This window comes from Neisseria subflava (assembly GCF_003044645.1).
In the GTDB taxonomy this organism is placed as follows: domain Bacteria; phylum Pseudomonadota; class Gammaproteobacteria; order Burkholderiales; family Neisseriaceae; genus Neisseria; species Neisseria subflava_B.
Window position 1 is genome coordinate 276675 of sequence record NZ_POXL01000002.1, and the last position, 25610, is coordinate 302284.

Genomic DNA, 25610 nt, shown 5'->3' on the forward strand with positions numbered 1-25610 from the left:
CATAAACCGAAAACAATATCATGTACCACAACATACTCATCGTCTGCCTAGGCAACATCTGCCGCTCCCCCACCGCAGAGCGGATTATGCAGAAAAAACTACCCGGCCACCGCATCAGCAGCGCCGGCATAAAAGCACTGGCAGGTAAGGATGCCGATTTCCAAGCCATCAAAACCGCACTCAAACATGGCGTTATCGTTGCAGGCCATACGGCACGCCAACTGACTGCCCAAATGTGCGAACAGGCCGATTTGATTCTCGTCATGGAGCCCTGTCAAATCGACATGGTGGCCGACATCCATCCGCCGGCACGCAGCAAAACCATGCTGTTTGCCCAATGGTTGCCTAAAAAAACCGTACCTGACCCATACAAACAAAGCAGCGAAATGTTTGAAGCCGTTTTCGAACAGCTCAATGCTGCCGCAGACACTTGGAAAACCAAACTAAACGGAAAAACTCAACCGGTATAAAACCGGCATGAACAAGAAAGCAAGCAATGAAAAAAACGACCTACACACCTTATAGCGCAGACAACGACGAAATCGACTTCGGCCAACAGCTCCGCGTCATTTGGATGCACAAATACAAAATCCTCGCCGCCCTGCTTGCAGGCGGCATACTCGGTGCGGCCTTCAGCCTGGCGTCCACCCCGCAATACCGCGCCGACGCCATGCTGGAAATCGAAACGCGGCAAAACCAAATCCTGACCGAAATCAACAGCATCTTCAACAACCAAACCACGCCGTCTGAAGCAGAAGTAGAGCTGGTTCAATCACGCTTGGTGCTGGGTAAAACCGTTGACGACCTTCAGCTTGACCAAGAAGTCAAAGCCAAATACACACCTGTTATCGGCAGCCTGATGCACAACATCAGCGGCGACCCCGATCCCAAACTGACCGTCGGCAGCTTTACCGTACAAGACGAATGGTTCAACAAAACCTTCACGCTGACTGCCAAGAGCAACAAAGCCTATACCCTTACCCTGCCTGACAAACGCGTCGTCGAAGGCAAGGTCGGCGTGCCTCTGAAAATCAACAATCAAACCACCCTCAAAATCGATCAAATCCTGGCCAACCCGGGTCAAGAATTTGCGTTAACCAAGTTCTCCCGCATCAGCGCCATCGAAAACATCCAAAACAAACTGGCTGTTATCAGCAAAGGTAAAACCAGCCCCATCATCAACCTTACCTTTACCAGTACTGATCCTAAACGTACCAGCGTCATCCTCAACAGCATTGCCGACAACTATGTTGCGCAAAACCGCGAACGCGACGTTCAAGTTGCATCCAGCGGTCTGGCCTTCATCAGCGAAGAATTGCCACGTTTGAAAGAAACCTTGCAAGATGCGGAAAACAAACTCAATGCCTACCGCCAACAATCAGGCTCCCTTGACATTCCGCTCGAGTCTAAAGGCGCATTGGAAAGTCTGACCGGCATCGAAACCCAAATTACCCTACTCAAAACCGAAGAAGCAGGTTTGGCCGAGCTGTACACGCCGGAACACCCTTCCTATAAAGCCGTATTGGACAAACTTGCTGTCCTCGAGCGAGCTAAAAACAAAATCAACCAACAAATCGCCGAGTTGCCGAATACCCAACAAGAAGTCATCCGCCTGACCCGCGACGTAGAAACCAACCAAGCAACCTACGTCCAACTGTTGAGCAAACAACAAGAACTCAACATCATGAAAGCCAGTGCACAAGGTAATGTCCGCATCGTCGATTATGCCTATGTCCCTGAAAACCCCGTTGCACCGCGCAAAGCCGTCATCACGCTCCTGAGCGCACTTGCCGCAGGCTCATTGACCGCTTTGTGGCTGATAATTCGTAACCGCATGAAAAACGGCATTACTTCATCCGAAGAAATCGAAAACCTCAATTTGGAAATCGTCGCACTTGTTCCGCACTCCAAAACCCAGCAAAAACGCGACTTCTTCAAAAGCAAATTCAAGAAAACCGGCGGCCGTTCCAACTATCTGCTGGCCAGCGAAGACCGCGCCGACACTGCCGTCGAAGCCATCCGCGCCCTGCGCACCAATATCTACTTTTCCATGCTGGACGCGCCTAACAACGTCCTCATGATTACCGGTGCCGCGCCTGAGGCAGGCAAGTCCTTTATCTCCGCCAACCTCGCCGCCGTAATGGCGCAATCGGGCAAACGCGTCCTGCTTATCGATACCGATATGCGCAAAGGCTACCTCGACCGACTCTTCGGCCTTACCCCCGAGTTCGGCTTGTCTGACATCCTAAGCGGCAAAGCGGCTCCGGCCAAAGCCGTACAAGAGACCGGCATTGAAAACCTCCACCTCATCAGCAGCGGCAGCTATCCTAGCAATCCGTCCGAGCTTTTGATGGACAACCGTTTCAACGAATTGCTCGCCCACGCGCGCCAACGCTACGATTACGTCATCTTGGACACGCCGCCCGTATTGGCCGTGACCGACGCCGTCATCATCGGCCAACATGCAGGCACCGTCCTGATGATCAGCCGTTATGCGCACACGCGTGCACGAGAGCTTGAGGCCAGCGTCGAACGCCTCAAACAAAACCACATCAACATCAAAGGTGTCGTCCTCAACGGCATGAAGCGCGAAGCCAACAACAGCTACGACTACTACGCCTACGATGCCTACCATTCCGGTAACAATAAATCATAAACCGAAGCAGGCCGTCTGAACTTTCAGACGGCCTAAGGCTTTTTAAACAGCACAAAATATTTTTCACAAACGCCGCCCTTGCACCCCAAAGCCGTTTGTTTTAAAGTAAGCCCCGTTCCCATATGGAAGAGAAACATGAAAATTACCGTCATCGGCGCAGGTTCGTGGGGTACAGCTCTCGCGTTGCACTTTGCGCACCACAACAATGAAGTTGCCCTTTGGACACGCAATCCCGACCAAATCCGCACCCTGCAAGCAGATCGCGAAAACAAACGCGGCCTGCCCGGCTTCCCTTTCCCTGAGTCCCTGACCGTTCACGCCGATTTGGGTGAAGCGCTGAAAGACAGCCAACTTGCCCTGATCGTTACCTCCGTAGCCGGCCTCAGAAGCAGCGCCGAGCTGCTCAAACAGCATAACGCCACCGATATTCCCGTTCTCGCCGCCTGCAAAGGTTTTGAACAAGATACCGGTCTCTTGACTTTCCAAGTACTGAAAGAAGTCCTGCCTAACAATAAAAAAATCGGCGTTCTCTCAGGCCCGAGCTTTGCCCAAGAACTTGCAGCCCAACTGCCTTGCGCCGTCGTGCTTGCCTCCGAAAACAAAGACTGGGTGGAGGAAACCACTACCCAACTGAACACCAACGTAATGCGCCTGTACGGCAGCACCGACGTCATCGGTGTCGCAGTGGGCGGTGCCGTTAAAAACGTCATGGCGATTGCCACCGGCCTTTCAGACGGCCTCGAATACGGTCTCAATGCACGCGCAGCCTTAGTAACACGCGGCCTTGCCGAAATCACCCGCCTTGCCATCGCCATGGGCGCGCAACCCAAAACCATGATGGGTTTGGCAGGCATCGGTGACCTTATCCTGACCTGTACCGGCGCACTCTCGCGCAACCGCCGCGTCGGCCTCGGCCTCGCAGAGGGTAAAGAGTTGCATCAAGTGCTTGTCGAAATCGGCCACGTTTCCGAAGGTGTCAGCACCATTGAAGAAGTCTTCAACACCGCCGCCAAATACCAAATCGATATGCCCATCACTCAAACCCTGCTGCAACTCATCCGCAAAGAAATGACACCGCAGCAAGTCGTTGAACGCCTGATGGAACGAAGCGCACGCTTCGAATAAACGGTCGCGCCGTCTGCCATTCAGACGTCCTGACGCACAATATGACGACCATAAGGCCGTCTGAAGGGAAACACATGAACCAATCACTGAACAATCTGGAAATCAACGTTTACCAACTTGTCCAAAAATTTGAAACGCTGGTTTCAGAAAACCGCCGTCTCAACGAAGAAATCGACAGACTCAAACTTGAGCAAGAGCAACAAAAACGCCAACACGACGCAGCCATTGACGAACTCAGCGAAGCCTTGCTGGTTCAAGTCGGCAAACTCAAAGAAGACCTGCAAAGCAAAATTGACAACCTGACTGCCGAAAAAGAAAACTACCGCAACGCGCTGGCCCAAGGTGCAGACCAAATCCGCAGCCTCATTGCCCGATTGCCCCAAGAAACACAACAATAAAAGGACGCCCCGTGAGTATCGAACAAGTCAATCTCGACATCATGAATGTCAACTTCACCATCAACACGCCGAGTGAAGAAAAAGCCACCCTCCTGCAAGCCGTTGAAATGCTCAACAAAAAAAGCGACGCAATTAAAGAAAGCGGCCGCATCGTCGGCACGGACAAAATCGTCGTCATGGCAGCCCTCAACGTCGTACACGACCTCTTGAAAACCACCCTCAACGATGATTTGGCAATCGGTGAATTTGAGCGTAAAATAACCGACATGAACAACGCGTGCCAAAAAGCACTGGCGCGCTTAGAGCAAAACTGATTTCCCCCTTTTCCCTGCGGTGTTCGCGAAGGCATATATTCCTTTGAACCAATACGTTCGCTTTAGGTTGCCGGGAGCTGTAGTGGGCGCGAGTGTCCGTTTATCGGACGCACCCGAAACTACCCAAGGTGACCGCCTTGTCAGCAAGGTTCAAGCGGATTCAGCCTAAACGGCACTCGTGGGGATTCCCTAAAAAAAGCCATGCCGACAGGTGTGGCTTTTCCCTTTCTAAGTAAAGACTTTCGTAAAGATTTCCGGCCGTCTGAAAAAACCGCATATTCATGCATCAAACACACTCAATTAAGATTGACAAAAACCAATCTCCTCTTTAAAATCCATAACTTTCTATATATATCTGGATTCCAACCATGAAAACCTTCTCTGCAAAACCCCACGAGGTGAAGCGCGAATGGTTCGTCATTGACGCAGAAGACAAAGTTCTGGGTCGTGTCGCAGCCGAAGTCGCACACCGTCTGCGCGGCAAACATAAACCCGAATACACCCCTCACGTTGATACCGGCGACTACATCATCGTCATCAACGCAGACAAACTGCGCGTGACTGGTGCTAAATTCGAAGACAAAAAATACTTCCGTCACTCTGGTTTCCCAGGCGGCATCTACGAGCGTACTTTCCGCGAAATGCAAGAGCAATTCCCAGGCCGCGCTTTGGAACAAGCCGTAAAAGGCATGTTGCCTAAAGGTCCTCTGGGCTACGCCATGATCAAAAAACTGAAAGTGTACGCCGGCGCCGAACACGGCCACGCTGCACAACAACCTAAAGTTTTGGAACTGAAATAATAAGGACACGACATGAACGGTAAATACTACTACGGCACAGGCCGCCGCAAAAGTTCAGTGGCTCGTGTATTCTTGACTAAAGGTACCGGCCAAATCATCGTAAACGGCCGCCCCGTTGACGAATTCTTCGCACGTGAAACCAGCCGCATGGTTGTACGTCAACCTCTGGTTCTGACTGAAAATGCCGAATCTTTCGACATCAAAGTTAACGTAACCGGTGGTGGCGAAACCGGTCAATCCGGTGCCATCCGTCACGGTATCACCCGCGCCTTGATCGACTTCGACGCAGCCCTGAAACCAGCCCTGTCTCAAGCAGGCTTCGTTACTCGCGATGCTCGTGAAGTTGAACGTAAAAAACCAGGTTTGCGCAAAGCACGTCGCGCAAAACAATTCTCCAAACGTTAATACGTTTTCAGAATCGAATCAAAAAGCCTTGCTCTGCAAGGCTTTTTTCATTTATAAAACAATAATCCAATATCCCCGCAATATATGATGAAAACCCTACTCCACTACGCCAAATCATTGCTTCAGGCTGTGATTATCTTCATCTTCTTATCCCTGATTGTCGACTGGGTGCGCAAGCCTGACCAACCCTTGCAGTCGGCAACACAAATCCTGACTTTAACTAATGGGCAAACCACTTCCCTCCAATCCTTCAGCCAAAATCGGGTTGCCGTCGTTTATTTTTGGGGCAGCTGGTGTCGTATTTGTTCATACACATCATCAACCATAGAAAAACTGCACCAAGACAATATCCCAACACTGGGCGTAGCCTTGCGCTCAGGAAGCGATGCGGACATTGCCCACCATATGCAACAAAACAATCTATCCTTTCCAAACTTCAACGATTCAGACGGCCTGATGGCTCAAAAATGGAACATAGCCGTCACACCAACCATTATCATATTAAAAGATGGCAAAATGATTCATCACACATCCGGACTTTCCAGTTATATGGGCTTAAAAATCAGAATTTACTTGGCAAATATCTTCAGCTAAATTCATTGAAAATCCACTAAAAATAGAAAATCTAAAGAATAATTTCACCTGAATATATTCAACCAATTCGATTTCATAAATAAATAAACTATCTCTTTCCCAATAACATATGATTTTGTTGAGATTATAAAGAAAATAGACTAAGATATAACCATAAGAACAATTGGAAACATTATTATCAAAACAAACTGTTAGAGATCTTCATCTAATATTGTGGCAGTGATGCTTTTGTTCCCATAACCCGGCTGCCGACAGCAGCCTTAAAACAGCAATATTCGCCTTTATCAATCTACCTCACGCTTCAACGGTTTGATTTTTGATAACACCGGAGACTTAGTAATGCCCAACCAATCTAAACATGCATCTATCAATATCGGTCTGATTCAGGCACGGGAAGCATTGATGACCCAATTCCGCCCTATTCTGAACCAAGCCAATATTACTGACCAGCAATGGCGTATCATCCGGCTCTTAGCGGAAAACGGCACACTCGACTTTCAAGATTTGGCCAATCAGGCCTGCATCCTTCGCCCCAGCCTGACCGGCATTCTGACCCGCTTGGAAAAAGCAGGTTTGGCCGTGCGCCTGAAGCCTTCCAACGACCAACGCCGCGTTTATCTGAAACTGACGCCCGAAGGCGAGAAACTCTATGAGTCCACCGGCGCATTGGTTGACGAGCGCTATGACGCAATTGAAAAAGTCCTCACCAAAGAAAAAATGGCACAACTCAAAGAACTCTTGGCAGAGCTGGCAAAAATCGAACAGGCATTAAAATAAAGCGAGCCGGATGACAGATTCAACACACATACTCAAGAGATCCTTCCGAGATGCCATGGCCTCCTGTGCCGCCGGCGTGCACGTTATCACGACAGACGGCGAAGCGGGACGCTATGGCATTACTATGACTGCCGTCACTGCCGTTACCGACGAGCCGCCGACAGTCATGCTATGCATCAACCGCCAATCCGCCATCATTCCCATTCTGCAAGGCAACCGTGATTTGTGCATCAACACACTCAACGACAGCCAGCAGGATGTTGCCGAACACTTTGCCGGATTGACCGACCTCTCGCCCGAAGAACGCTTCGAATACCATATTTGGCATAGGGGACAAACCGGACAGCTCGAAGTCGAAGGCGCGCTGGCACACCTGCACGGCAGCATTGTCGATCAACGCGAAATCGGCACGCATTACGTCTTTTTCGTTCAGATCAACGAAATCCGCAATACCGACACACAAGCACCAGCATTGCTGTATTTTCGTAGGCAATTCAAATATTTGGCATAAATAAAGGTCTCAGGCCGTCTGAAACATCAGTTTCATTTTTCAGACGGCCTGAGACCTTTTCTGTTTCACACATTATAGGCACACCCATGAAAGCAATGATACTGGCCGCCGGTCGTGGCGAACGCATGCGCCCTCTGACCGACCACACGCCCAAACCCTTACTCGAAGTAGCAGGCACGCCACTTATCGGTTGGCACTTGCGCCGCCTGCAGCAGGCTGGCTTCACTGAAATCGTCATCAACCATGCCTGGCTTGGACAACAAATCGAAGATACCTTGAAAGATGGTTCGGACTACGGCGTGCGCATTGCCTACTCTCCAGAGCGCGCCGGAGGCCTGGAAACAGCCGGCGGCATTGCCACTGCCCTGCCTCTTTTGGGCGACGAGCCGTTTTTGGTCGTCAATGGCGACGTATTGACCGACATTGATTTCCAAGCTGCACGACTGGCTGCCCAGCGTATGCAGGAACACAACCTTCTCGCCCATTTGTGGCTGGTGGACAATCCGCCCCATCACCCCGAAGGCGACTTCGGCCTGCTTTCAGACGGCCTGGTATCCGCCTCATCCTCAGACGGCCAAGCCCTGACTTTCAGCGGCGTAGGCATTTATCATCCCGCGCTTTTCAAAGATACCCCGGCACACCAGGCTGCCAAACTTGCCCCTCTGTTACGTCAGGCCATGAGCCAAAGCCAAATCAGCGGCGAACACCACAACGGCCTTTGGTTGGACGTCGGCACAGTCGAACGCCTGCAAGAAGCCGACCGTATTGCCCAAAGCTGGTAAAACAAAAGGGGCGTATCCGATACGTCCCTTTCAATATCAAAGGCCGTCTGAAAATATTGGTCAACCCATTTTTCAGACGGCCTTAATCTATCATCAAGCTTTAGCCAATTTCTTTGCTCTCTTCATTCCCAACAAGCCATTGACAATCATCACGCACAACCCCGACCAAATCAGGCCATAGCCGATCAATGCGCCTTTTTGCACCGGCTCGCCCAGCCATACAATCGACACAATAAAAAGCAATATAGGCTCCAAATAGCTCAACATACCGAACACCGCCACCGGCAGCAACTGATTTGCCTTCAAATTCAAATGCATGGATATTGCACTATTAAAACCCAGCAACACAATAAAAAAGATTAAAACCGGTTTGGCCGCAATCATCGCCGGCGTATCCGTTGCAAATATAATATACGCCAATGCAAACGGCGTAATCATCATTAAATCAAAGGTCAGACCGATTAAAGAAGGCACGCCCAGTTTTCGGCGCAGCAGATAATAAAACGGATAGGTACCGAACACCCATACAGTCGTCCACGAAAACGCGCCCGACCGCACCAATTCACATGCCACGCCTGCACACGCCAAGATTACCGCCACCCTCTGCAACCGGTTCAAACGCTCTTTAAACCAAATCCGTCCACCCAGCATCATTGCCAAAGGAAATAGGAAATAACCCATGGCAATGTTTACCCCTTCCCCATTGACCAGCCCCCAGACAAACAGCCACAACTGGCTGGCAAATATCGGCGTCGGCAATACAATAAGCAGCCATCGTTTCCAATCCCGGCCGACGCCATAAGCAAAACGCGTTGCCGCCTGCCAACCGTTGACCATCGTCATCAGCACGCACAAAGCCGACAGCATGGCGACCATGCGCCAGGCAAACACCTCCGTCCCCGTCATCGGCCGCATCCACATACCGTACAGAAACAGCATGGAAAACAACAAATTGGACGCTATCGCAGCCAGCAAACCTTTGGATAAATTCGTCATTTCAGACGGCCTTTTGCAATCAAAGTTGATATTGTAGAAAAAACGGATGGAAAAATTACTCATCTTTTTTGAATGAAGTTTTACCGCAAACATCCGTTTCATTAAAGGCCGTCTGAAAACCATATTTTCAGGTTTTCAGACGGCCTTTCATTGCATCGAAGCGGTCTAATACATCAGCCCTGCTTCACAATATCCGACAACGGCCAACGCGGTTTAACATTGAATGCGCCGACAGCCTGACGCTCGGCAAGACGCATCGCACCGGCAAAGGCAATCATTGCGCCGTTGTCGGTACAGTATGCCATCGGCGGAAAATAAACATTGATTTTTTCTTCCTGAGGTTTGGGTTTGCCTTTTTCAGACGGCATTTTGACGGTTAAGCGCGAAAATTCATCACGCAGTTTCCAGTTTGCACCTACACCGCCGGCAACCACCAAAGTTCTGAAGCCGGTATCCAACAACGCTTTTTTGGCTTTGGCCGCCAATACGTCAACCACCGCATCTTGGAAAGCGCGGCAAATATCGTTACGCGTCTGTTCGGGAATTTCATCGCTGCCGGTTTCGGCGCGGACTTTTTCGACAGCGGTCAAAACGGCTGTTTTCAAACCGGAAAAGCTCATCTGCAAATCGTGCGAATGGAGCATAGGACGTGGGAATGTGAAGGCATCAGGCATGCCGAGTTTGGCCAGCTCGGATAATTTGGCACCTCCGGGATAAGGCAAACCCAAAAGCTTAGCCGTTTTATCAAACGCTTCGCCTGCCGCATCGTCCACGCTTTCACCCAGCAAGGTGTAATCGCCGATACCGCGTACAGCCATAAATTGCGTATGTCCGCCCGACACCAGCAAAGCGACAAATGGAAATTCAGGCTTATCGTCTGCCAACAAGGGCGAGAGCAAATGGCCTTCAAGATGATGAACGGGGATAACGGGCTTGCCGATGGCAAATGCCAAGGCGTTGGCAAAGCCCGAACCAGCCAGCAATGCGCCGCCCAAACCCGGGCCTTGCGTAAAGGCAACCGCGTCAATATCGGCATAGCCTACGCCTGCCTCCTTCAAGCAACCTTGCGTCAACGGCACCACACGGCGGATATGGTCGCGGCTGGCCAATTCGGGGACAACGCCGCCGTATTCGGCATGCATCGCCATTTGTGTGTGCAAATGATGCGCCAACAGGCCGCGCTCGGTATCGTAGAGCGCAACGCCGGTTTCGTCGCAAGATGATTCAATTCCTAATACCAACATGGTTTGAGGCCGTCTGAAAAAATGATTAAAAACGATTCAGACGGCGTTTTCTCCGAAAACGGAAAAAGGCCGTCTGAAATAAAGTGCGGAATAAGCGGTTTACAAAGTGCCGTAAGAATGCAGGCCGCTCAAGAACATATTCACGCCGATAAAGGCAAAGGCGGTAATGACCAGGCCGATAACCGCCCACCAAGCCAACACTTTGCCGCGCCAGCCTGCCACCAGCCGCAAATGCAACCAAATAGCGTAATTCAGCCAAACGATGAATGCCCAAGTTTCTTTCGGGTCCCAGCTCCAATAGCGGCCCCACGCATCGGCCGCCCACAATGCGCCGAGGATGGTGGCAATGGTGAAGAACAGGAAACCGACGGCAATCGCTTTGTACATGACTTCTTCAATGACTTGCGAGTGCGGCAACCATGATTTTTTGCCTGCATCTTCTTTTCGGAGTGCCAGCAGTTCAGCAATACCCAGCATGGCGGCAATACAGAATGCGCCGTAGCCGATAAAGTTGGCTGGAACGTGGATTTTCATCCACCAAGACTGCAAAGCCGGAATCAGCGGCTGAATGGCATGAGCCTCGCGTGAAACGCTGTACCATAAGACAAATCCGACCACAATTGCCATAAAGCTGAAGACAAAGCCACCCAGTTTTTGTACGGCAAAACGGCCTTCGTAATAGAGATACATCAGCGCCGTAATGACCAAGAACAAGATGAATACTTCGTAAAGGTTGGAAACCGGAATATGGCCGGCATCGGGACGCAGCAGATAGCTTTCATGCCAGCGTACCAGCAAACCGACAAAGCCCGCCATCGCGGAGACCCATGCAAACACGGTACCCATGCCCAAAAGCGTATTGGTCGGCACATTCTTGCGCACCGCCGCCATCGCGCCGACGATATAGGCAAACAAGGCAAAGAACACAAACGCGCATTGCCACATAATCGCCGACTGGCTACTTAACAGGTATTTGAGCAGGAAACCGTCTGCATGTTTGATGTCTCCGCCATATAAATCAACCGCCAAATACGCCAAGCACACGCCCAAAGGGATAAACCAGCGCATCGGTTTGAAAAACCAACCCAGAAAAACGGCAATACCAGCACTCGCCCACAAAATTACCATTTCGTAGATGTCTATATGCAGACCGGCTTGGGTTTGGGCAATAAACGCACCGATGGCAATCAGCAGTGCGAATGCCCAGTCGAAGAGGTTGAGATTTCGGATAAATGATTTGTGTGTCAGAAGCTCATGCTCGGGCAAGGCCTGATGTTTGTTATTCATGGTTCAAATCCTTGGCAAGCTGCTGCAATTGCCGTGTGTGTTGCGGAAATTCTTTCTGCAAGTCGCGTTCGTTGCGGCTGGAAGACATGGCAAAACGGATACGGTCGTCTGAAAACAGCAGCCAAGCACGTTTTTCACGGATATAGAACATAAACACCGTGCCCAACACCAGCAATACCGAACCCAAATACACCAAGAATGCGCCCGGCGAACGGGTCATCTGCAGGCCGGAAGAGCGCACTTCGGCAAAACTTTCCAGTTGCAGCAGCATCGGCGCAGGATACTCGGTCAAACCGGTGTACGCGTCCATTGCGTGCAGCAGGAATCGGTTGCGTTTTTCATCTTGCGGCCAAGCCGGCAGATTGTATGTGCTGATCGTATCTTCCAAAGCGGCATTCATCACGCCATAGAGCATCTCGTAGAAATAGCCCTGCATTTTTTCCTGCTGATCTTTCGGAATGTTGGTGGTAACAAATTCGTCCAAAGCCAAATAGCCGCCTTTGGCAAAAATCGACAAAGTATTTTCCGCCGCCGCCATGAATTGTTCACGGATTTCGGCAGGCGCGCCTTTAACGGCGTTGGCAACAGTTTTACGGCGTGCCGCATCGTCTTTCAAATATTGGCGCAAAGCCATAAAGGTATCGATTTTACCGTTTTTATCCATCGGAATGCGCAACCAGCGGTATTGCTGCGCCAAGCCGCTGCGTGTGCCGGTAATGAAGAAATAGTCTTCATCTTGTTTTACCGGCAACATATAGTTTTTATATTCGACCGCCTGCCCTGCTTTGTCGCGGATGCGGTAAACGATAGACGGGCCGATGTTGGTGTATTTTTTGCCTTCTTGACGGACTGAGCGAACATCATTGATGGCTGATTTTAAGTTTTGCTCTTTTTCAGACGGCTCGCTCATGTCTTCGACGTTCATCGAAGTAAACTGGTCGAATTCCAGTTTATAAGAGGTATTGCCCAAATCCAGCGGAAACTCGCGCATGGAAGTCGCTTTGAGTTTGACCGGCGTACGGTCGGCATCAGCCAGATTCCACGCTTTAAACGTCAAGTCCGAGCCGCCGTCGGCGAAACTTGCCTGATAAACCGTAATACCGTGCAGCGTCAAAGGATGGTTGACGCGGATGGTGTGTTCGCTGACTTTGCCGGTTGCCTTGTCCGTGACTTCCAAGTCGCTGGCGAAATCGCGCGGCATACCGGTATCGTAAAAATCAATATGGAATTTCTTCAATTTGACGGAAAACGGCAAGTCTTGCACGAGCATGCCGTTATCCGCATTCAGAAATACCACGTCCGCGCTCTGCCCTTCCGAAATATTGACATTGCCCCTAAACGACAAATTGAACGTACCCAACACGCTTTCGGGCTTAAAGTCTTTGGCGTAAACTGCCGTATTGTCCGGCACGACCCGGCCGGTAAGCATACCGATTTTCAGCAGGATGTTGCTGTCTATCAAACCGCCCAAACAAATCACAATCAGCGCAGCATGGGCAAAGATATAGCCCCATTTGTTCATCGCGCCTTTTTTCGCCGCCACCAAAACCGAGCCGTCTTCACGCGTAACGGTTTTGCAGCCGTAGCCCTGCACTTCCAAATAACGTTGTGCAACTTCGGGCGTCACCTGTCCGTCTAAAACGATGGAATGGCGCATTGCCGCCAGCGATTTTTCCTTGGCATTTTCACGGAAGGAACGAATCTCGCGCAAAAACGGCGGAACATTGCGAATCAAGCACAATCCGGTGGAAATCACCAAAAACATCATGATGACAACGAACCACGCCGAGGCATACACGTCGTACAGGCCCAAAAAGCCGAAAATCTGCGACCAAAACGGGCCGAATTTCACCAAATAATCGACTTGTGGCTGATTTTGTTGCAAGACCGTACCGATAATCGAAGCCACGCCCAACAGGCTGAGCAGAGCGACGGCAAAACGCATGGAGCTGAAAAAGGCAAACCATGGTCTACGGATAAGTGGGACGGATGATGAAGATTTACTCATGTTTCAACTGTCGGCTTTGAACAACCCAATCAATCGGGCTGCGATGGACGTTATGATGCGAAAGGAAGAATACTGTATATTGTAGTCAAAATCTTGCTGTCGCTATTTGAAAAAACTAATCAGGCTTATCGGCATATATTGGCTAAGGCCGTCTGAAGGGTTTTCAGACGGCCTGTATCAATAAGCTCGTTTCAAAACGAAATTAGTGCAAACCTTGGATGAAGTTGGCTACTGCGTTCAACTCTTCTTCGCTCAGGCGGTTGGCAATATCGGCCATGATGGCGTTTTTGCGTTGGCCGGATTGGTAAGCTTTCATTTGCTCGACAACGTAAGCTTTGTGTTGGCCGCCCAGACGAGGATAGGCTTGGATTTCAGTACCGCCGCCAGGGATACCTGCGCCGCTAGGACCGTGGCAAGACATACATGCCGGCAGTTTTTTAGCGCTCAGACCACCGCGATAGATTTTCGCACCCAGCTCTGGGTTTTCTTTAGGATTGGCTTCGCCCGGTTTGCCTTGTTGTTTGGCGTAGTAGGCGGCAGCGTCGCGGATGTCTTGCTCGGACAAGTTCATCACCATCGGTTTCATCACGCCGGCAGCACCGTGGGTACGGGTACCGTCTTTGATGGCCATGGTTTGACCGTAGGTGTAGGCCGCAGCCTGACCTGCCAGTTTAGGATAAGTTGCGATACCGCTGTTACCATCGGCTGCGTGACACGCCGCACAGATAGTAGTCGCTACCTGTTTGCCTTTTTCAGCATCTGCTTTAGGGGCAGCGGAAACCGCACCGGCAGCCAATACCAAGGCCAATAAAGTCAATCGTTTCATGGAGTGCTCCTGATTACAGCATTGCGTACCGCGTCAATGCCTTTTTTATACTCAAATACCGGGGAATTTTCCCGATTAAAACCGATAATTCTATAAACGTGCTATTCTATACCAAGTTTACATTAAATTACTACTCAAATTACCAAACTGCTGCAACATAAATGCCCGATACAAATTATGATGTTGCAGTTTTGTTTCCATGCAAGGAAATACTGATGAACCTTTTTCAAAACGCCAAATTCTTTACAACGGTCAACCATCTGAAAGACCTGCCCGACACGCCGGCCGAGATTGCCTTTGTCGGCCGAAGCAATGCAGGTAAATCCAGCGCCATCAATACTTTAACCAATCATGTGCGCCTTGCCTATGTTTCCAAAACACCGGGCCGCACCCAACACATCAATTTCTTTGAACTGGAAAACGGCAATTTCATGGTCGACTTGCCCGGCTACGGCTACGCGCAAGTACCGGAGGCCATCCGTGCGCACTGGGTCAAACTCTTGGGCGACTACCTGCAACAACGCCGCCAGCTGATCGGCCTGATTTTGATTATGGACTCGCGCCATCCTCTCAAGGCTTTGGACATTCAGATGCTGGACTTCTTCCACATCACCGGCCGCCCTGTGCATATCCTGCTGTCAAAAGCAGACAAGCTGTCTAAAAATGACCAGATTAAAACTTTGGCGGCGGTAAAAAAATCACTCAAGCCCTACACCGAGCGTCAAAAAATCAGCGTTCAACTGTTCTCCAGCCTGAAAAAGCAAGGTATGGACGAAGTCAATCAAGTGGTCGGCTCATGGTTTGACGCGTATCGCGAAGAAATCGAGAATCTTGCAGGCGAAACATCGCCTGAATGATTGTAAAACAAGGCGGAATGAGATAAGTTGACCAACCGCAAATCTTATTCCGTCATTTGTTTTCCACAATGCCGTTTTTTTATCTCTCTTCCAAAGGGTATGTATGCACATGCCTTTTTTATTGCGCCTTTTATTTTCTTATCGCAAACTAAAAACAACGACGTATCAGTGAAAATTCTTAAAAAGCATGGTTTTATTCAACTAAACCTTTTTCAGACGGCCTTTGCCTCATCTTCGCCATCCGTCCAACCAGCTTCTTTCAATTTCCGCCGTTGCGCGTCATATCGGGCTTTTTCCGCCCAATACATTGTCTGAATACAAGCATCGCCGCACTCGCTGCCGCAACATTCCCACGACTCGGGGCGGACAGGTTCGTCTAACAACGGCTCGCCCAAGATGGCTTCGGCTTTATTCTTCAGGGTCGTATCCATCGGCGATTTCCAAGCGCGCACCGTCAAACTCAATCACTTCGCCGCCGCGTATTTTGGCAGTTTTACGCATTTCGGTTTCGCCGTTGCGCAACACCAGCCCTTCGGCGATAAACGCTTTTGCCTGTCCGCCGCTTTCGGCAAGACCGGCCAATTTCAACAGGTCGCATAAAGCGATGTATTCGTTGTCTTCAAGATAGACAGTTGCTTCCATCATTTAATCCTTTTCAATAATGGCGATATTTTAACATGGCCGTCTGAAAGAAAATCCTCCTCCTATTTTATTCATTCTGATAAACCCAAGAGCTTTGCAAAATTCTCACGCTTGGCTATCTCTCGAATTCCTTTTTCAAAATTCCTTCAAGTATTTCAAAGACTTTTAAGACCCTTGGTGGTGTAACAGTTTCGTATGGGCGGTATAAAAATAGTTGCCATTTTTGAATCTCCACTTCAGGAAATAAACGAACAAGCTGTCCTGATTTTAGATAAGGCTCACACAAGAAATCACTCAACATTCCTGCTGATTTTCCTTGCAATACAGCCTGCAAATAGCTGTATAAATCTGTACTTAAAAAATTAATACGGCGGGGGTTCAAGACTTGCTCACTGTTAATCGGGAAATGCCATGCTCGCCCTGTGTTAAGGTTAATTTGTCCGGCAAAAGGATAGTGTTCTGCCAAATCATCTAATGAAGTAGGTTTGCCTAGTTGTGCTATGAGCTCCGGTGAGGCAACTAATATATCGCCAATGTCCGTAATTTTTTTAACAATAAAATTTTCATCTGGTTTTAAACCAATGCGCAGCCCGATATCAACACGGTGCGTTATGGCATCAAGTTTGCTCATATCGTCACGCCAATCAATAATCAGATCAGGATAAGGTACAAGTGCGGTCAGTAATTGCGACAGAACACTATCATTAATTCGCCAGCTCGGCACGGTAATGCGTACCAAACCTGTCATGTCATTTTCTTGACGTTGTTTTCTGGATATAAATAAGCGTTCGCTTTGTGCCAATAAAGCTTGCGCCTCAGGTAAAAATTGCTCACCAAAATCGGTCAGCCTAACCTGTCTAGTATTACGTTGAAAAAGCGGCTCACCTAAATAATCTTCCAATTCAGCAATGATTCGTGTAATAACGGGTGGCGAAACAGCTAAGCGATTAGCGGTTTCTTTAAATTGTAAGGTTTCCGCCAGTGAACAGAAAATTTTTAGGCTTTCAAAGCGATTTTTCATACAGTTCATTATTCCATTTTTAGAAATTATAAATTTGCATTTTATAAATTTACTGAAAATAATTCAATTCCTATAATGCCCACATCAACGAAACAATCACTCTCAAATTAAAGGATAACGCATGAGTAAAAAAACATTTTTCAAAACAACCGCACTTGTAGCAGTTTTAGGTTCAACATTATTAGGAGGAAACGCCATGGGCGCATTACCACAAAACGCCACAGCCGTTGAAGTACCGGCTCAAACGATTCAATTAACACAAGAATGGGACAAAATTTTCCCACAATCCGATAAAGTAGATCATCGCAAAGTGATCTTTAAAAACCGCTACGGTTTAACTTTGGTTGGTGATTTATATGTACCGAAAAACGCCAAAGGTAAATTACCCGCGATTGCAGTAAGCGGTCCATTTGGTGCGGTAAAAGAGCAAACATCTGGTCTTTATGCCCAAACGTTAGCTGAACGTGGTTTCGTTACTATTGCCTTTGATGGCTCATACACTGGCGAAAGTTCAGGCACACCACGTAATGTACCATCACCAGAAATCAACACCGAAGACTTCTCAGCAGCAGTAGATTTTTTAGGTTCTTTAGATAATGTTAATCGTGATGAAATCGGAATTTTAGGCGTATGCGGCTGGGGCGGATTTGCTTTGAACGCAGCGGTATCAGACCCTCGCATCAAAGCTGTAGCAGTCAGCACGATGTACGATATGACCCGTGTTACAGCAAACGACTATGAAATCAAAATGCAAGCGAATGCTGATGGTTCATACGATCGCGCACCTGCACAAAGTGCTGATGCACGTTATAAAATGAAATTGGATATGAGCAACGCACGTTGGGAAACATCAAAAAACGGTTATACTGACTTATTACCGGCCAACAACCTTGATCCGAAAAAAGATTTCACAGCGGAAACCCCTAAATTCGTTAAAGAATACGCCAACTTCTACCGTACCGAACGCGGCTACCACCCTCGTAGCGTAAACTCAAACCCTGATGCGTCTTGGACTGTAACGGGTATGTTACCGCTGATTAATATGCCAATTTTGAAATATGCGGCAGAATTGAAATCGCCAGCTTTAGTGGTTCACGGTGAAATTGCTCACAGCCGTTACTTCGGTGAAGATGCTTATAAAGCATTAGGTAGCAAAGATAAAGAGCTATACATCGCACTAGGTGCAACACACACGGATTTATACGACAACAGCACGGGTAAAATTCCGTTTGATAAATTCGAGCAGTTCTTCAAAGCGAAATTGAAATAATGTGAATAAATAAAAGGCCGTCTGAAATGAGTGTTTCAGACGGCCTTTGTCAACCCTGCTACAATACAGTTTTTCTTTTTTCGCCGATTTTGCCATGACCGAGCCGACCTATATCCCCCTGCGCCTGCATACCGAATTCTCGATTACCGACGGTATGGTGCGGATTAAAAAACTGATTGCCAAAGCGCAGGAATACGGTTTGCCTGCTTTGGGCATCAGCGATTTGATGAACGAATTCGGTTTGGTGAAATTCTATAAAGCCTGCCGCGGCGCAGGGATTAAGCCCATCGGCGCGGCGGATGTGTGGATAGGTAATCCGAATGCGCCTGACAAGCTGTTTCGCGCCATGCTGATTATCCGCAACGATGCGGGCTATCTGCGTTTGAGCGAGCTTTTGACGGAGGCCTATGTCGGCAAAGACCGCAATATCCATCATGCGGAACTCAATCCCGAATGGCTGGAAAACGGCGACAACAGCGGCTTGATTTGTTTGAGCGGCGCGCATTACGGCGAAGTGGGCGTGAATCTCTTAAACGGCAATGAAGACGCGGCGCGTGCGGCGGCGTTGAAATACGCGGCGTGGTTTCCCGATGCGTTTTATTTAGAGCTGCAACGCCTGCCCGAACGCCCCGAATGGGAAGCTTGTGTTTCCGGCAGCGTGAAACTGGCAGAGGAATTGGGTTTACCGGTGGTAGCGACGCATCCGACACAGTTTATGAACCGCGACGATTTCAACGCACACGAGGCGCGGGTGTGCATCGCGGGCGGCTGGGTATTGACGGACAAAAAACGTCCGCGCGATTTCACGCCGAGCCAGTTTTTCATTCCGCCGGAAACCATGGCCGAACGTTTCGCCGATTTGCCCGAAGCCCTCGAAAACACGGTGGAAATTGCCAAACGCTGCAACCTGCACATCACATTGGGCAAAAACTTCCTGCCGCTCTTCCCTACTCCGGACGGCTTGTCGCTGGACGATTATTTGGTGAAGCTATCCAACGAGGGCTTACAGGAACGCATGGTTCAGCTTTATCCCGACGAGGCGGAACGGGCGGCGAAAATGCCGGAATATCAGGAGCGGCTGGATTTTGAGTTGAACATCATTATCCAGATGAAATTCCCCGGCTATTTCCTTATCGTACAAGACTTTATCAACTGGGCAAAAACGCACGGCTGTCCGGTAGGGCCGGGCCGTGGTTCGGGTGCAGGTTCGCTGGTGGCGTATTCATTGAAGATTACCGACCTTGATCCGCTCAAATACGCGCTGCTGTTCGAACGTTTCTTAAACCCTGAACGCGTCTCCATGCCCGACTTTGACGTGGACTTCTGTCAGGCAAACCGCGGCCGCGTGATTGAATACGTGCGCGAAAAATACGGCGCGGAGGCGGTTAGCCAGATTGTTACCTTCGGCACGATGTCATCCAAAGCGGTCATCCGCGACGTCGGACGCGTGCTGGAACTGCCGTTTATGCTGTGCGACAAACTGTCCAAGCTGATTCCATTAGAAGCCAACAAACCCCTGAGTTTGGAAAAAGCCATGGAGGCCGAGCCGCAGATTCAGGAATTAATCGAAGCGGAAGAAGCGGACGAACTGATTACGCTAGCGAAAAAGCTGGAAGACCTGACGCGCGGTTTGGGTATGCACGCAGGCGGCGTGTTGATTGCGCCGGGCAAGATTTCCGATTACAGCCCCGTGTATCAGGCGGACGAATCCGCCTCGCCCGTATCCATGTACGACAAGGGCGACGTGGAAGACGTGGGGTTGGTGAAGTTCGACTTTTTGGGTCTGCGCAACTTGACCATTATCGAAATGGCGCAGAACAACATCAAAAACACCACCGGCGACATCGTCGATGTCGGCAAGATTCCGCTTGATGACCAGGTTGCCTACCAAATCTTCCGCGATGCGAACACCACCGCCGTCTTCCAGTTCGAGTCGACCGGCATGAAAAAAATGCTGAAAACGGCGCATACGACCAAGTTTGAAGAACTCATCGCCTTCGTATCGCTCTACCGACCCGGCCCGATGGACAACATCCCCGACTTCGTTGCGCGCATGAAGGGTCAGGAATTCCAATACATCCACCCGCTGCTCGAGGGCATCCTCGCACCAACCTACGGCATTATGGTGTATCAAGAACAAGTGATGCAGGCAGCGCAAATTATCGGCGGCTACTCGCTCGGCGGCGCAGACTTGTTGCGCCGCGCCATGGGTAAGAAAAAGCCCGAAGAAATGGTGAAACACCGCGAAATCTTCGCCGAAGGCGCGGCGAAACAAGGCATTTCGCGCGAAAAATCCGACGAAATCTTCAACTATATGGAAAAATTCGCCGGCTACGGTTTCAACAAATCCCACGCCGCCGCCTACGCCCTGATTTCCTACCAGACCGCATGGCTCAAAGCCCATTACCCCGCCGAATTTATGGCGGCAACTATGTCGTCTGAATTGGACAACACCGACCAGCTCAAACATTTCTACGACGACTGCCGCGCCAACGGCATCGAGTTCCTGCCGCCCGACATCAACGAATCCGACTACCGCTTCACACCGTATCCGAACATGAAAATCCGCTACGCACTCGGCGCGATTAAAGGCACGGGTGAAGCCGCCGTCGAATCCATCATCGCCGCGCGGCAAAGCGGCGGCAAGTTTACCGGCCTGTTGGATTTCTGCGAACGCGTCGGCAAAGAACACATGAACCGCCGCACCCTCGAAGCCCTGATACGCGGCGGTGCGTTCGACAGCATCGAACCCAACCGCGCCATGCTCTTGGCGAACATCGACCTCGCTATGAACAACGCCGACCAAAAAGCCGCCAACGCCAATCAGGGCGGGCTGTTTGACATGATGGAAGACGCCATCGAACCGGTGCAGCTCATCGACGCGCCCATGTGGAGCGAATCGGAAAAACTCGCCGAAGAAAAAACCGTCATCGGCTTCTACCTGTCCGGCCATCCGTTCGGCCCGTATGCCCAAGAAGTCCGCCAAATCGCCCCGACCAAATTGGGCCGTCTGAAACCGCAAGACAGCGTGCGCCTCGCCGGATTCGTCACCGCCGTGCGCACCATGATGGGCAAGCGCGGCAAAATCGCCTTCGTCAGCCTCGAAGATTTGAGCGGACAGATTGAAATCATGGTCAGCGGCCAGACGCTGGAAAACTGCGCCGACTACCTCAAATCTGACCAAGTGCTGATTATCGAATCCAAAATCAGCCGTGACGATTACGGCGGCGGCGATGGGCTGCGCATCATGGCCAACCAAGTCATGACCCTGCAAATGGCGCGCGAACGCTACGCCCGCAGCCTCAGCCTCGCCCTCGCCCCCGGACACGACATCACGCGCCTCGCCGCCATCCTCACCGCCCACCGCCTGCCCGACACGTCGCACATCCCGTTGCAGCTGTCGTACAGCAACAGCAAAGCGTCGGGCAGGTTTCAAGTGCCACCGAAATGGATGGTTACGCCGAGCTCCGCGTTATTTGACGAACTGGAAACATTGCTCGGCAGCAGGGCTGTCCGCGTGAATTGGTAAAACTAAAGGCCGTCTGAAACTATAATACGTTCAGACTGCCTTTAATTTTAAAAGTGCTTTAAAAAATAAATCGGATAAAGATTTAGGCTTTTAGACGGCCTTATTGAGTAGAGTGATTATCTGAAAAGTTTATTACACGAAGCCTTTGATTAATAAGGAAAGATAACCCACAACAAAGGGGAACGACAATGCCGAAACAATACCAAGTACCCAGTAAATACATTGGTTCAGTACAGTTTTTGAGGCGGTAAGCCGCAACAGTTTGAAATACAGAGAGAACCAGGTGGATGACAAGGCAATAATCAGCAAAAAACTGACTAGGGAGAAGGAACCGGAGAAAGCATATCCCAGCATTGTCCCTATCGCGGCATAAAGCATGCTTGCGCCTAGCACCCATTTCCAGATGGGATAAAGCCTATCGGGGTAATTCAGTGTTCCGGAGGCTTGGAGCCTGCCGAATACCAATACAAATATGATGTCAAACATAATAATGGCTGTTTTAGTGTAGGGTACGACAATATATATGAAAAGGGGGTGAAAATACACCCCCTTTTCCTACAGATGCCCCATATCAAAGGCCGTCTGAAAAACAGTTTTATTTAACGATTTCAACCGGGCCGTGGTCGTCGCAGTGATCGCCGTGTTGGTGATGCAGACGGCCGTTGACGATGTAGTCGACGTGATCGCCGTGCGGTACGGCTTCGTGGCCGCAACCTTCGCCGTGAACGTGGCCGTGGCAGGTGTCAACCGGATGACAGCCGTCAGGGTTGGTTTCATTGACGCTCAGGGCGTGTTCGTCATAGTGGCCGTTGTGCTCATGGTGCAGATGGCCGTCGTGCAGATAATCGACGTGGCCTTCGTGTTTGATGGCAGTGTGGCCGCAGTTTTCGCCGTGGACATGGTCATGATGTTCGTGGGTTTTACAGGTCATTTTTCTCTCCTAATGTTCAGTGAATAGCAATCTTTCGCGATTGATTTTTTATCTTATCTTTTTTTGATGCAAACGTAAAAAATTTTACAGTTATTAATATATTGTTACGATATATCATCTGTTGATATATCAGCCTATTTTATTTTTCAGACGGCCTTTCATCTATAATTCATTTATTTTCAGCGAGAATTCAAACCCTTCCGGCAATGTAAAATATCGAATTTTTCAGCCGTAACAGGTAACATGAAACAAAGGGATGGGTTCTTCAAACAAATAGGTACTGCAATGGGAAAACAAGCCAGACTTTATATGGTTCGCAGCACGCAAGGTGCGCTTTATGATGTATTTTTTGAACGCGGTGTGGCGGCGTTGGCCTGGCCTATGCTGGCCGAAGCGGCGGCTAAGGGTTTTGGCCGTGAGGAACTGACGGATATTTACCGTTCGGCCGTGCCGGATGTGAAATTGAGAACGGCGCAATCGGGTGCGGCTCAGATGTGGCGGTTTGTCAACGAGTTGGCCGATGGAGATGCCGTACTGACCTACTCGCCTGCTTTGCGCCGTTATCGGGTTGGCAGGATTACGGGCGGCGCGGTACATTGTCCGCAATGGGACGATGAAAAAATGTCGCTGGTGCGGCCGGTTGAGTGGCTGGGCGAAGTGTGCCGTGATGATTTGAGTGCGGCTACGCAACGGGCTTTGGGCAGCGTAGCAACTTTGTTTGCGGTATCGGAAGCGTGTGCGGCAGAAATTTTTGAACGCGTGGGTTTTCAGACGGCCTAAGAAGGGAAAGGAAACAGGATTATGTGGAACACCATGCATGAATGGCTGAACGCTTTGCCTGTCAGTGAAGAAATTATTAAATCGGCGTTGATGTCGATGTTGATGATTGTGGCCGTCATTGCCGGGCGCAGCATTTTGCTCTCGGCGCATTTTCGCAGCCATCCGGATTTGAGCATTGAAAACAAACGCCGCTCGCTGGTGTTCAGCCGCAACGTGACCATGTTGCTGATCCTGCTCGGGCTGGCGATGATTTGGGCGGCGCAGATTCAAACTTTGGCCTTGTCGATGTTTGCAGTGGCCGCGGCGATTGTGGTGGCAACCAAAGAGCTGATTATGTGTTTGTCCGGCAGCATCCTGCGCTCGGTAACCAAACAATATTCCATCGGCGACTATATCGAAATCAACGGCCTGCGCGGACGGGTGGTCGATATCAATATGCTGAACACGCTGATGATGCAAATCGGCCCTAATCCGTTGATCGGCCAACTTTCCGGCAAAACGCTCTCGTTTCCCAACAGCCTGCTTTTGAGCCATACCGTGCGCCGCGACAATATTTTGGGCAATTATGTGATTCATACAGTGGAAATCCCCGTGCCGATTCATTTGGATTCGGACGAAATCATAGGCCGTCTGAAAGCCGTTCTTGAGCCCTTGTGCGCAGCCTATGTTCCCGTTATCCAACAATATTTGGAAAACGTTCAAGCGCAAAAACTCTTTATTACCCCCGCCGCCCAGCCGCGCGTGTCCCGCGTGCCGCATGATGACAAGGTGTACCACATCATCGTACGCTTCGCCTCCCCCGTTTCCAAACGGCTGGAAATACAACAGGCCGTCTTAGACGAATTTTTGCGCACGCAATACCGACTGATCAACCAAACAAAATAGTACGGTTTGTTTATTGATACAATTAAATCCCTTACAATAATGAAGTTCACAATCAACAATAAGGAAAAGTCATGTTGCCCGAATCAGCCCTTGCCGAAATGTATCCCGTCATTATGACCCCCAGCCATGACGGCAAATATTTCCACAACTACACCCTCTCGCTTCTGAACATCGTCCACACCAACGCCTCCCTCGGCCTGCCGCTGCAAGTAATGATGCAGCGCGGCGAAAGCCTGATTACGCGCGCGCGCAACAACTGCGTGGCCAAATTTTTGGAAAACAAAGAATGGACGCATTTATTCTGGATTGACTCCGACATCGGCTTCTCTCCCGACTCATTCTACCGCCTGCTCTTGGCCGATAAAGACGTTGTAGCCGGCGTTTATCCGCTCAAACGCGAAAACTGGCCGAAAGCAGGCCTTCCGGCCGGCATGACCCAAGCCGATTTTGAGCGCATGTACACTTCTTACACCGTCAACACCAACGACAAAGATGAAAACGGTGAAATCGTATTGAAAGTCGATGAAGACGGTTTTATGAAAGTCCATGACGCGCCAACCGGCTTCATGGTTATCAAACGCAGCGTATTTGAAAAAATGATAGAGGCCTACCCCGAGTTGAACTACGTCTCCGACAGCGACTACAGCCCGGAAAACAAAGGCCTGCACTACCGCTTCTTCGACTGCATGGTCGATCCCGAAAGCAAACGCTACCTGTCTGAAGACTACACCTTCTGCTACCTCTGGCGTCAAATCGGCGGAGAAGTGTACGTCGACGTGCAATCCAACCTGACCCACCAAGGCGCAAAAGTGTATCGCGGCTCGTTTGCCGAATCCCTGCAAACCAATCTTGCTAATGCAGTTTACGCCCCCGAAGGCACCACCATGCGCCTCGAGCTGGCTGCGCCATTGCACGCCAATCCGCGCGGCGCAGAATAAGATTGGCCGACAGGCAGGCGAGACACTTTAATTC

27 protein-coding genes and 1 other RNA gene are annotated in these 25610 nt (G+C 50.0%); 18 read left to right on the forward strand and 10 right to left on the reverse strand.

The genetic code is table 11. The features are described from left to right. The first annotated feature begins 20 nt into the window (after positions 1 to 20). The 12 genes from DBY97_RS03190 (at position 21) to murU (ending at position 8362) form a co-directional block, all read left to right on the forward strand. Positions 21 to 470, forward strand: a complete 450-nt coding sequence (locus DBY97_RS03190) for a low molecular weight protein-tyrosine-phosphatase (protein ID WP_004520878.1) — start codon at positions 21 to 23, stop codon at positions 468 to 470. A gap of 26 nt (positions 471 to 496) precedes the next feature. Then, entirely contained in the window at positions 497 to 2656 is a 2160-nt protein-coding gene (locus DBY97_RS03195) for a polysaccharide biosynthesis tyrosine autokinase (protein WP_107857395.1), read from the forward strand. Between the two features lie 135 nt (positions 2657 to 2791). Next, positions 2792 to 3781: an NAD(P)H-dependent glycerol-3-phosphate dehydrogenase gene (locus DBY97_RS03200; RefSeq protein ID WP_107857396.1), complete on the forward strand. Its 990-nt coding sequence runs from the start codon at positions 2792 to 2794 to the stop codon at positions 3779 to 3781. Between the two features lie 74 nt (positions 3782 to 3855). After that, the gene (locus DBY97_RS03205) at positions 3856 to 4179 is read left to right on the forward strand and encodes a hypothetical protein (RefSeq protein WP_199900730.1); all 324 of its coding nucleotides are present in this window, start codon (positions 3856 to 3858) and stop codon (positions 4177 to 4179) included. A gap of 11 nt (positions 4180 to 4190) precedes the next feature. Further along, positions 4191 to 4493 (forward strand): cell division protein ZapA, encoded by a 303-nt coding sequence (locus DBY97_RS03210; protein ID WP_003681511.1) that lies wholly within the window; start codon positions 4191 to 4193, stop codon positions 4491 to 4493. Positions 4494 to 4501: 8 nt separating this feature from the next. Next, positions 4502 to 4682, forward strand: a non-coding RNA gene (ssrS, locus tag DBY97_RS03215) — 6S RNA. Positions 4683 to 4861: 179 nt separating this feature from the next. Further along, positions 4862 to 5293 (forward strand): 50S ribosomal protein L13, encoded by a 432-nt coding sequence (rplM, locus tag DBY97_RS03220; RefSeq protein WP_003684605.1) that lies wholly within the window; start codon positions 4862 to 4864, stop codon positions 5291 to 5293. Positions 5294 to 5305: 12 nt separating this feature from the next. Continuing rightward, entirely contained in the window at positions 5306 to 5698 is a 393-nt protein-coding gene (gene rpsI / locus DBY97_RS03225; protein ID WP_003681515.1) for a 30S ribosomal protein S9, read from the forward strand. A gap of 87 nt (positions 5699 to 5785) precedes the next feature. Continuing rightward, complete coding sequence (locus DBY97_RS03230; protein WP_107857469.1) at positions 5786 to 6292, forward strand: protein disulfide oxidoreductase; 507 nt, start codon at positions 5786 to 5788, stop codon at positions 6290 to 6292. A gap of 339 nt (positions 6293 to 6631) precedes the next feature. Then, positions 6632 to 7069 carry a homoprotocatechuate degradation operon regulator HpaR gene (gene hpaR, locus DBY97_RS03235; RefSeq protein ID WP_004520883.1) on the forward strand — a complete coding sequence of 146 codons (438 nt, stop codon included), beginning with the start codon at positions 6632 to 6634 and terminating at the stop codon, positions 7067 to 7069. Between the two features lie 10 nt (positions 7070 to 7079). After that, positions 7080 to 7580 (forward strand): 4-hydroxyphenylacetate 3-monooxygenase, reductase component, encoded by a 501-nt coding sequence (hpaC, locus tag DBY97_RS03240; protein WP_107857398.1) that lies wholly within the window; start codon positions 7080 to 7082, stop codon positions 7578 to 7580. 86 nt (positions 7581 to 7666) lie between these two features. Next, positions 7667 to 8362 carry an N-acetylmuramate alpha-1-phosphate uridylyltransferase MurU gene (gene murU / locus DBY97_RS03245; RefSeq protein WP_107857399.1) on the forward strand — a complete coding sequence of 232 codons (696 nt, stop codon included), beginning with the start codon at positions 7667 to 7669 and terminating at the stop codon, positions 8360 to 8362. Between the two features lie 93 nt (positions 8363 to 8455). Here murU and rarD read toward each other — a convergent pair whose 3' ends face one another. From rarD to DBY97_RS03270, 5 genes are all read right to left on the reverse strand, one after another. Further along, positions 8456 to 9358, reverse strand: a complete 903-nt coding sequence (rarD, locus tag DBY97_RS03250) for an EamA family transporter RarD (RefSeq protein WP_107857470.1) — start codon at positions 9356 to 9358, stop codon at positions 8456 to 8458. 173 nt (positions 9359 to 9531) lie between these two features. Beyond that, a complete protein-coding gene (tsaD, locus tag DBY97_RS03255) occupies positions 9532 to 10602 on the reverse strand; it encodes a tRNA (adenosine(37)-N6)-threonylcarbamoyltransferase complex transferase subunit TsaD (RefSeq protein ID WP_107857400.1) in 1071 nt (356 codons plus the stop codon). Between the two features lie 99 nt (positions 10603 to 10701). Further along, entirely contained in the window at positions 10702 to 11889 is a 1188-nt protein-coding gene (gene ccsB / locus DBY97_RS03260) for a c-type cytochrome biogenesis protein CcsB (protein ID WP_107857401.1), read from the reverse strand. After that, positions 11882 to 13834, reverse strand: a complete 1953-nt coding sequence (locus DBY97_RS03265) for a cytochrome c biogenesis protein ResB (RefSeq protein ID WP_199900734.1) — start codon at positions 13832 to 13834, stop codon at positions 11882 to 11884. Before DBY97_RS03265 ends, ccsB begins: the two co-directional genes overlap by 8 nt. A 265-nt stretch (positions 13835 to 14099) precedes the next feature. Continuing rightward, complete coding sequence (locus DBY97_RS03270; protein WP_003684518.1) at positions 14100 to 14723, reverse strand: c-type cytochrome; 624 nt, start codon at positions 14721 to 14723, stop codon at positions 14100 to 14102. 215 nt (positions 14724 to 14938) lie between these two features. On the opposite strand from DBY97_RS03270, the gene yihA reads away from it, so the two are divergent. Further along, positions 14939 to 15580, forward strand: coding sequence for a ribosome biogenesis GTP-binding protein YihA/YsxC (gene yihA, locus DBY97_RS03275; protein WP_107857403.1), 642 nt, complete (start codon positions 14939 to 14941; stop codon positions 15578 to 15580). Positions 15581 to 15792: 212 nt separating this feature from the next. Here the strand turns inward: yihA and DBY97_RS03280 are convergent, their stop codons facing one another. From DBY97_RS03280 to DBY97_RS03290, 3 genes are all read right to left on the reverse strand, one after another. Beyond that, positions 15793 to 16011, reverse strand: coding sequence for a hypothetical protein (locus DBY97_RS03280; RefSeq protein ID WP_049350781.1), 219 nt, complete (start codon positions 16009 to 16011; stop codon positions 15793 to 15795). Further along, positions 15989 to 16222, reverse strand: a complete 234-nt coding sequence (locus DBY97_RS03285) for an RNA-binding S4 domain-containing protein (RefSeq protein WP_107857404.1) — start codon at positions 16220 to 16222, stop codon at positions 15989 to 15991. The genes DBY97_RS03280 and DBY97_RS03285 overlap by 23 nt, the downstream gene beginning before the upstream one ends. 115 nt (positions 16223 to 16337) lie before the next feature. Next, positions 16338 to 17243 carry a LysR family transcriptional regulator gene (locus tag DBY97_RS03290; protein ID WP_107857405.1) on the reverse strand — a complete coding sequence of 302 codons (906 nt, stop codon included), beginning with the start codon at positions 17241 to 17243 and terminating at the stop codon, positions 16338 to 16340. Positions 17244 to 17364: 121 nt separating this feature from the next. On the opposite strand from DBY97_RS03290, the gene DBY97_RS03295 reads away from it, so the two are divergent. Continuing rightward, a complete protein-coding gene (locus DBY97_RS03295) occupies positions 17365 to 18513 on the forward strand; it encodes an alpha/beta hydrolase (protein ID WP_107857406.1) in 1149 nt (382 codons plus the stop codon). A gap of 94 nt (positions 18514 to 18607) precedes the next feature. After that, positions 18608 to 22042, forward strand: coding sequence for a DNA polymerase III subunit alpha (gene dnaE / locus DBY97_RS03300; protein ID WP_107857471.1), 3435 nt, complete (start codon positions 18608 to 18610; stop codon positions 22040 to 22042). A 132-nt stretch (positions 22043 to 22174) separates the two neighbouring features. On the opposite strand, the gene DBY97_RS03305 is transcribed toward dnaE, so the two are convergent. Together DBY97_RS03305 and DBY97_RS03310 are read right to left on the reverse strand one after the other, a co-directional pair. Next, positions 22175 to 22528, reverse strand: a complete 354-nt coding sequence (locus DBY97_RS03305; RefSeq protein WP_107857407.1) for a hypothetical protein — start codon at positions 22526 to 22528, stop codon at positions 22175 to 22177. A gap of 109 nt (positions 22529 to 22637) precedes the next feature. Then, the gene (locus DBY97_RS03310; protein ID WP_107857408.1) at positions 22638 to 22973 is read right to left on the reverse strand and encodes a hypothetical protein; all 336 of its coding nucleotides are present in this window, start codon (positions 22971 to 22973) and stop codon (positions 22638 to 22640) included. Between the two features lie 285 nt (positions 22974 to 23258). Between DBY97_RS03310 and DBY97_RS03315 the strand changes: the two genes are divergently transcribed. The 3 genes from DBY97_RS03315 (at position 23259) to DBY97_RS03325 (ending at position 25576) form a co-directional block, all read left to right on the forward strand. Continuing rightward, a complete protein-coding gene (locus DBY97_RS03315) occupies positions 23259 to 23753 on the forward strand; it encodes a restriction endonuclease (protein ID WP_107857409.1) in 495 nt (164 codons plus the stop codon). A 21-nt stretch (positions 23754 to 23774) separates the two neighbouring features. Next, entirely contained in the window at positions 23775 to 24638 is an 864-nt protein-coding gene (locus tag DBY97_RS03320) for a mechanosensitive ion channel family protein (RefSeq protein WP_107857410.1), read from the forward strand. Positions 24639 to 24709: 71 nt separating this feature from the next. Beyond that, positions 24710 to 25576, forward strand: coding sequence for a hypothetical protein (locus tag DBY97_RS03325; RefSeq protein WP_070825842.1), 867 nt, complete (start codon positions 24710 to 24712; stop codon positions 25574 to 25576). Positions 25577 to 25610 lie beyond the last annotated feature (34 nt).

Excerpts from the sequence above, each read along its gene's own strand:
- DBY97_RS03190 (WP_004520878.1), top strand. The coding sequence starts at position 21 with ATGTACCACAACATACTCATCGTCTGCCTAGGCAACATCTGCCGCTCC.
- DBY97_RS03195 (WP_107857395.1), top strand. The coding sequence starts at position 497 with ATGAAAAAAACGACCTACACACCTTATAGCGCAGACAACGACGAAATC.
- DBY97_RS03200 (WP_107857396.1), top strand. The coding sequence starts at position 2,792 with ATGAAAATTACCGTCATCGGCGCAGGTTCGTGGGGTACAGCTCTCGCG.
- DBY97_RS03205 (WP_199900730.1), top strand. The coding sequence starts at position 3,856 with ATGAACCAATCACTGAACAATCTGGAAATCAACGTTTACCAACTTGTC.
- rplM (WP_003684605.1), top strand. The coding sequence starts at position 4,862 with ATGAAAACCTTCTCTGCAAAACCCCACGAGGTGAAGCGCGAATGGTTC.
- rpsI (WP_003681515.1), top strand. The coding sequence starts at position 5,306 with ATGAACGGTAAATACTACTACGGCACAGGCCGCCGCAAAAGTTCAGTG.
- DBY97_RS03230 (WP_107857469.1), top strand. The coding sequence starts at position 5,786 with ATGAAAACCCTACTCCACTACGCCAAATCATTGCTTCAGGCTGTGATT.
- hpaR (WP_004520883.1), top strand. The coding sequence starts at position 6,632 with ATGCCCAACCAATCTAAACATGCATCTATCAATATCGGTCTGATTCAG.
- hpaC (WP_107857398.1), top strand. The coding sequence starts at position 7,080 with ATGACAGATTCAACACACATACTCAAGAGATCCTTCCGAGATGCCATG.
- murU (WP_107857399.1), top strand. The coding sequence starts at position 7,667 with ATGAAAGCAATGATACTGGCCGCCGGTCGTGGCGAACGCATGCGCCCT.
- rarD (WP_107857470.1), bottom strand. The coding sequence starts at position 9,358 with ATGACGAATTTATCCAAAGGTTTGCTGGCTGCGATAGCGTCCAATTTG.
- tsaD (WP_107857400.1), bottom strand. The coding sequence starts at position 10,602 with ATGTTGGTATTAGGAATTGAATCATCTTGCGACGAAACCGGCGTTGCG.
- ccsB (WP_107857401.1), bottom strand. The coding sequence starts at position 11,889 with ATGAATAACAAACATCAGGCCTTGCCCGAGCATGAGCTTCTGACACAC.
- DBY97_RS03265 (WP_199900734.1), bottom strand. The coding sequence starts at position 13,834 with ATGCGTTTTGCCGTCGCTCTGCTCAGCCTGTTGGGCGTGGCTTCGATT.
- DBY97_RS03270 (WP_003684518.1), bottom strand. The coding sequence starts at position 14,723 with ATGAAACGATTGACTTTATTGGCCTTGGTATTGGCTGCCGGTGCGGTT.
- yihA (WP_107857403.1), top strand. The coding sequence starts at position 14,939 with ATGAACCTTTTTCAAAACGCCAAATTCTTTACAACGGTCAACCATCTG.
- DBY97_RS03280 (WP_049350781.1), bottom strand. The coding sequence starts at position 16,011 with ATGGATACGACCCTGAAGAATAAAGCCGAAGCCATCTTGGGCGAGCCG.
- DBY97_RS03285 (WP_107857404.1), bottom strand. The coding sequence starts at position 16,222 with ATGGAAGCAACTGTCTATCTTGAAGACAACGAATACATCGCTTTATGC.
- DBY97_RS03290 (WP_107857405.1), bottom strand. The coding sequence starts at position 17,243 with ATGAAAAATCGCTTTGAAAGCCTAAAAATTTTCTGTTCACTGGCGGAA.
- DBY97_RS03295 (WP_107857406.1), top strand. The coding sequence starts at position 17,365 with ATGAGTAAAAAAACATTTTTCAAAACAACCGCACTTGTAGCAGTTTTA.
- dnaE (WP_107857471.1), top strand. The coding sequence starts at position 18,608 with ATGACCGAGCCGACCTATATCCCCCTGCGCCTGCATACCGAATTCTCG.
- DBY97_RS03305 (WP_107857407.1), bottom strand. The coding sequence starts at position 22,528 with ATGTTTGACATCATATTTGTATTGGTATTCGGCAGGCTCCAAGCCTCC.
- DBY97_RS03310 (WP_107857408.1), bottom strand. The coding sequence starts at position 22,973 with ATGACCTGTAAAACCCACGAACATCATGACCATGTCCACGGCGAAAAC.
- DBY97_RS03315 (WP_107857409.1), top strand. The coding sequence starts at position 23,259 with ATGGGAAAACAAGCCAGACTTTATATGGTTCGCAGCACGCAAGGTGCG.
- DBY97_RS03320 (WP_107857410.1), top strand. The coding sequence starts at position 23,775 with ATGTGGAACACCATGCATGAATGGCTGAACGCTTTGCCTGTCAGTGAA.
- DBY97_RS03325 (WP_070825842.1), top strand. The coding sequence starts at position 24,710 with ATGTTGCCCGAATCAGCCCTTGCCGAAATGTATCCCGTCATTATGACC.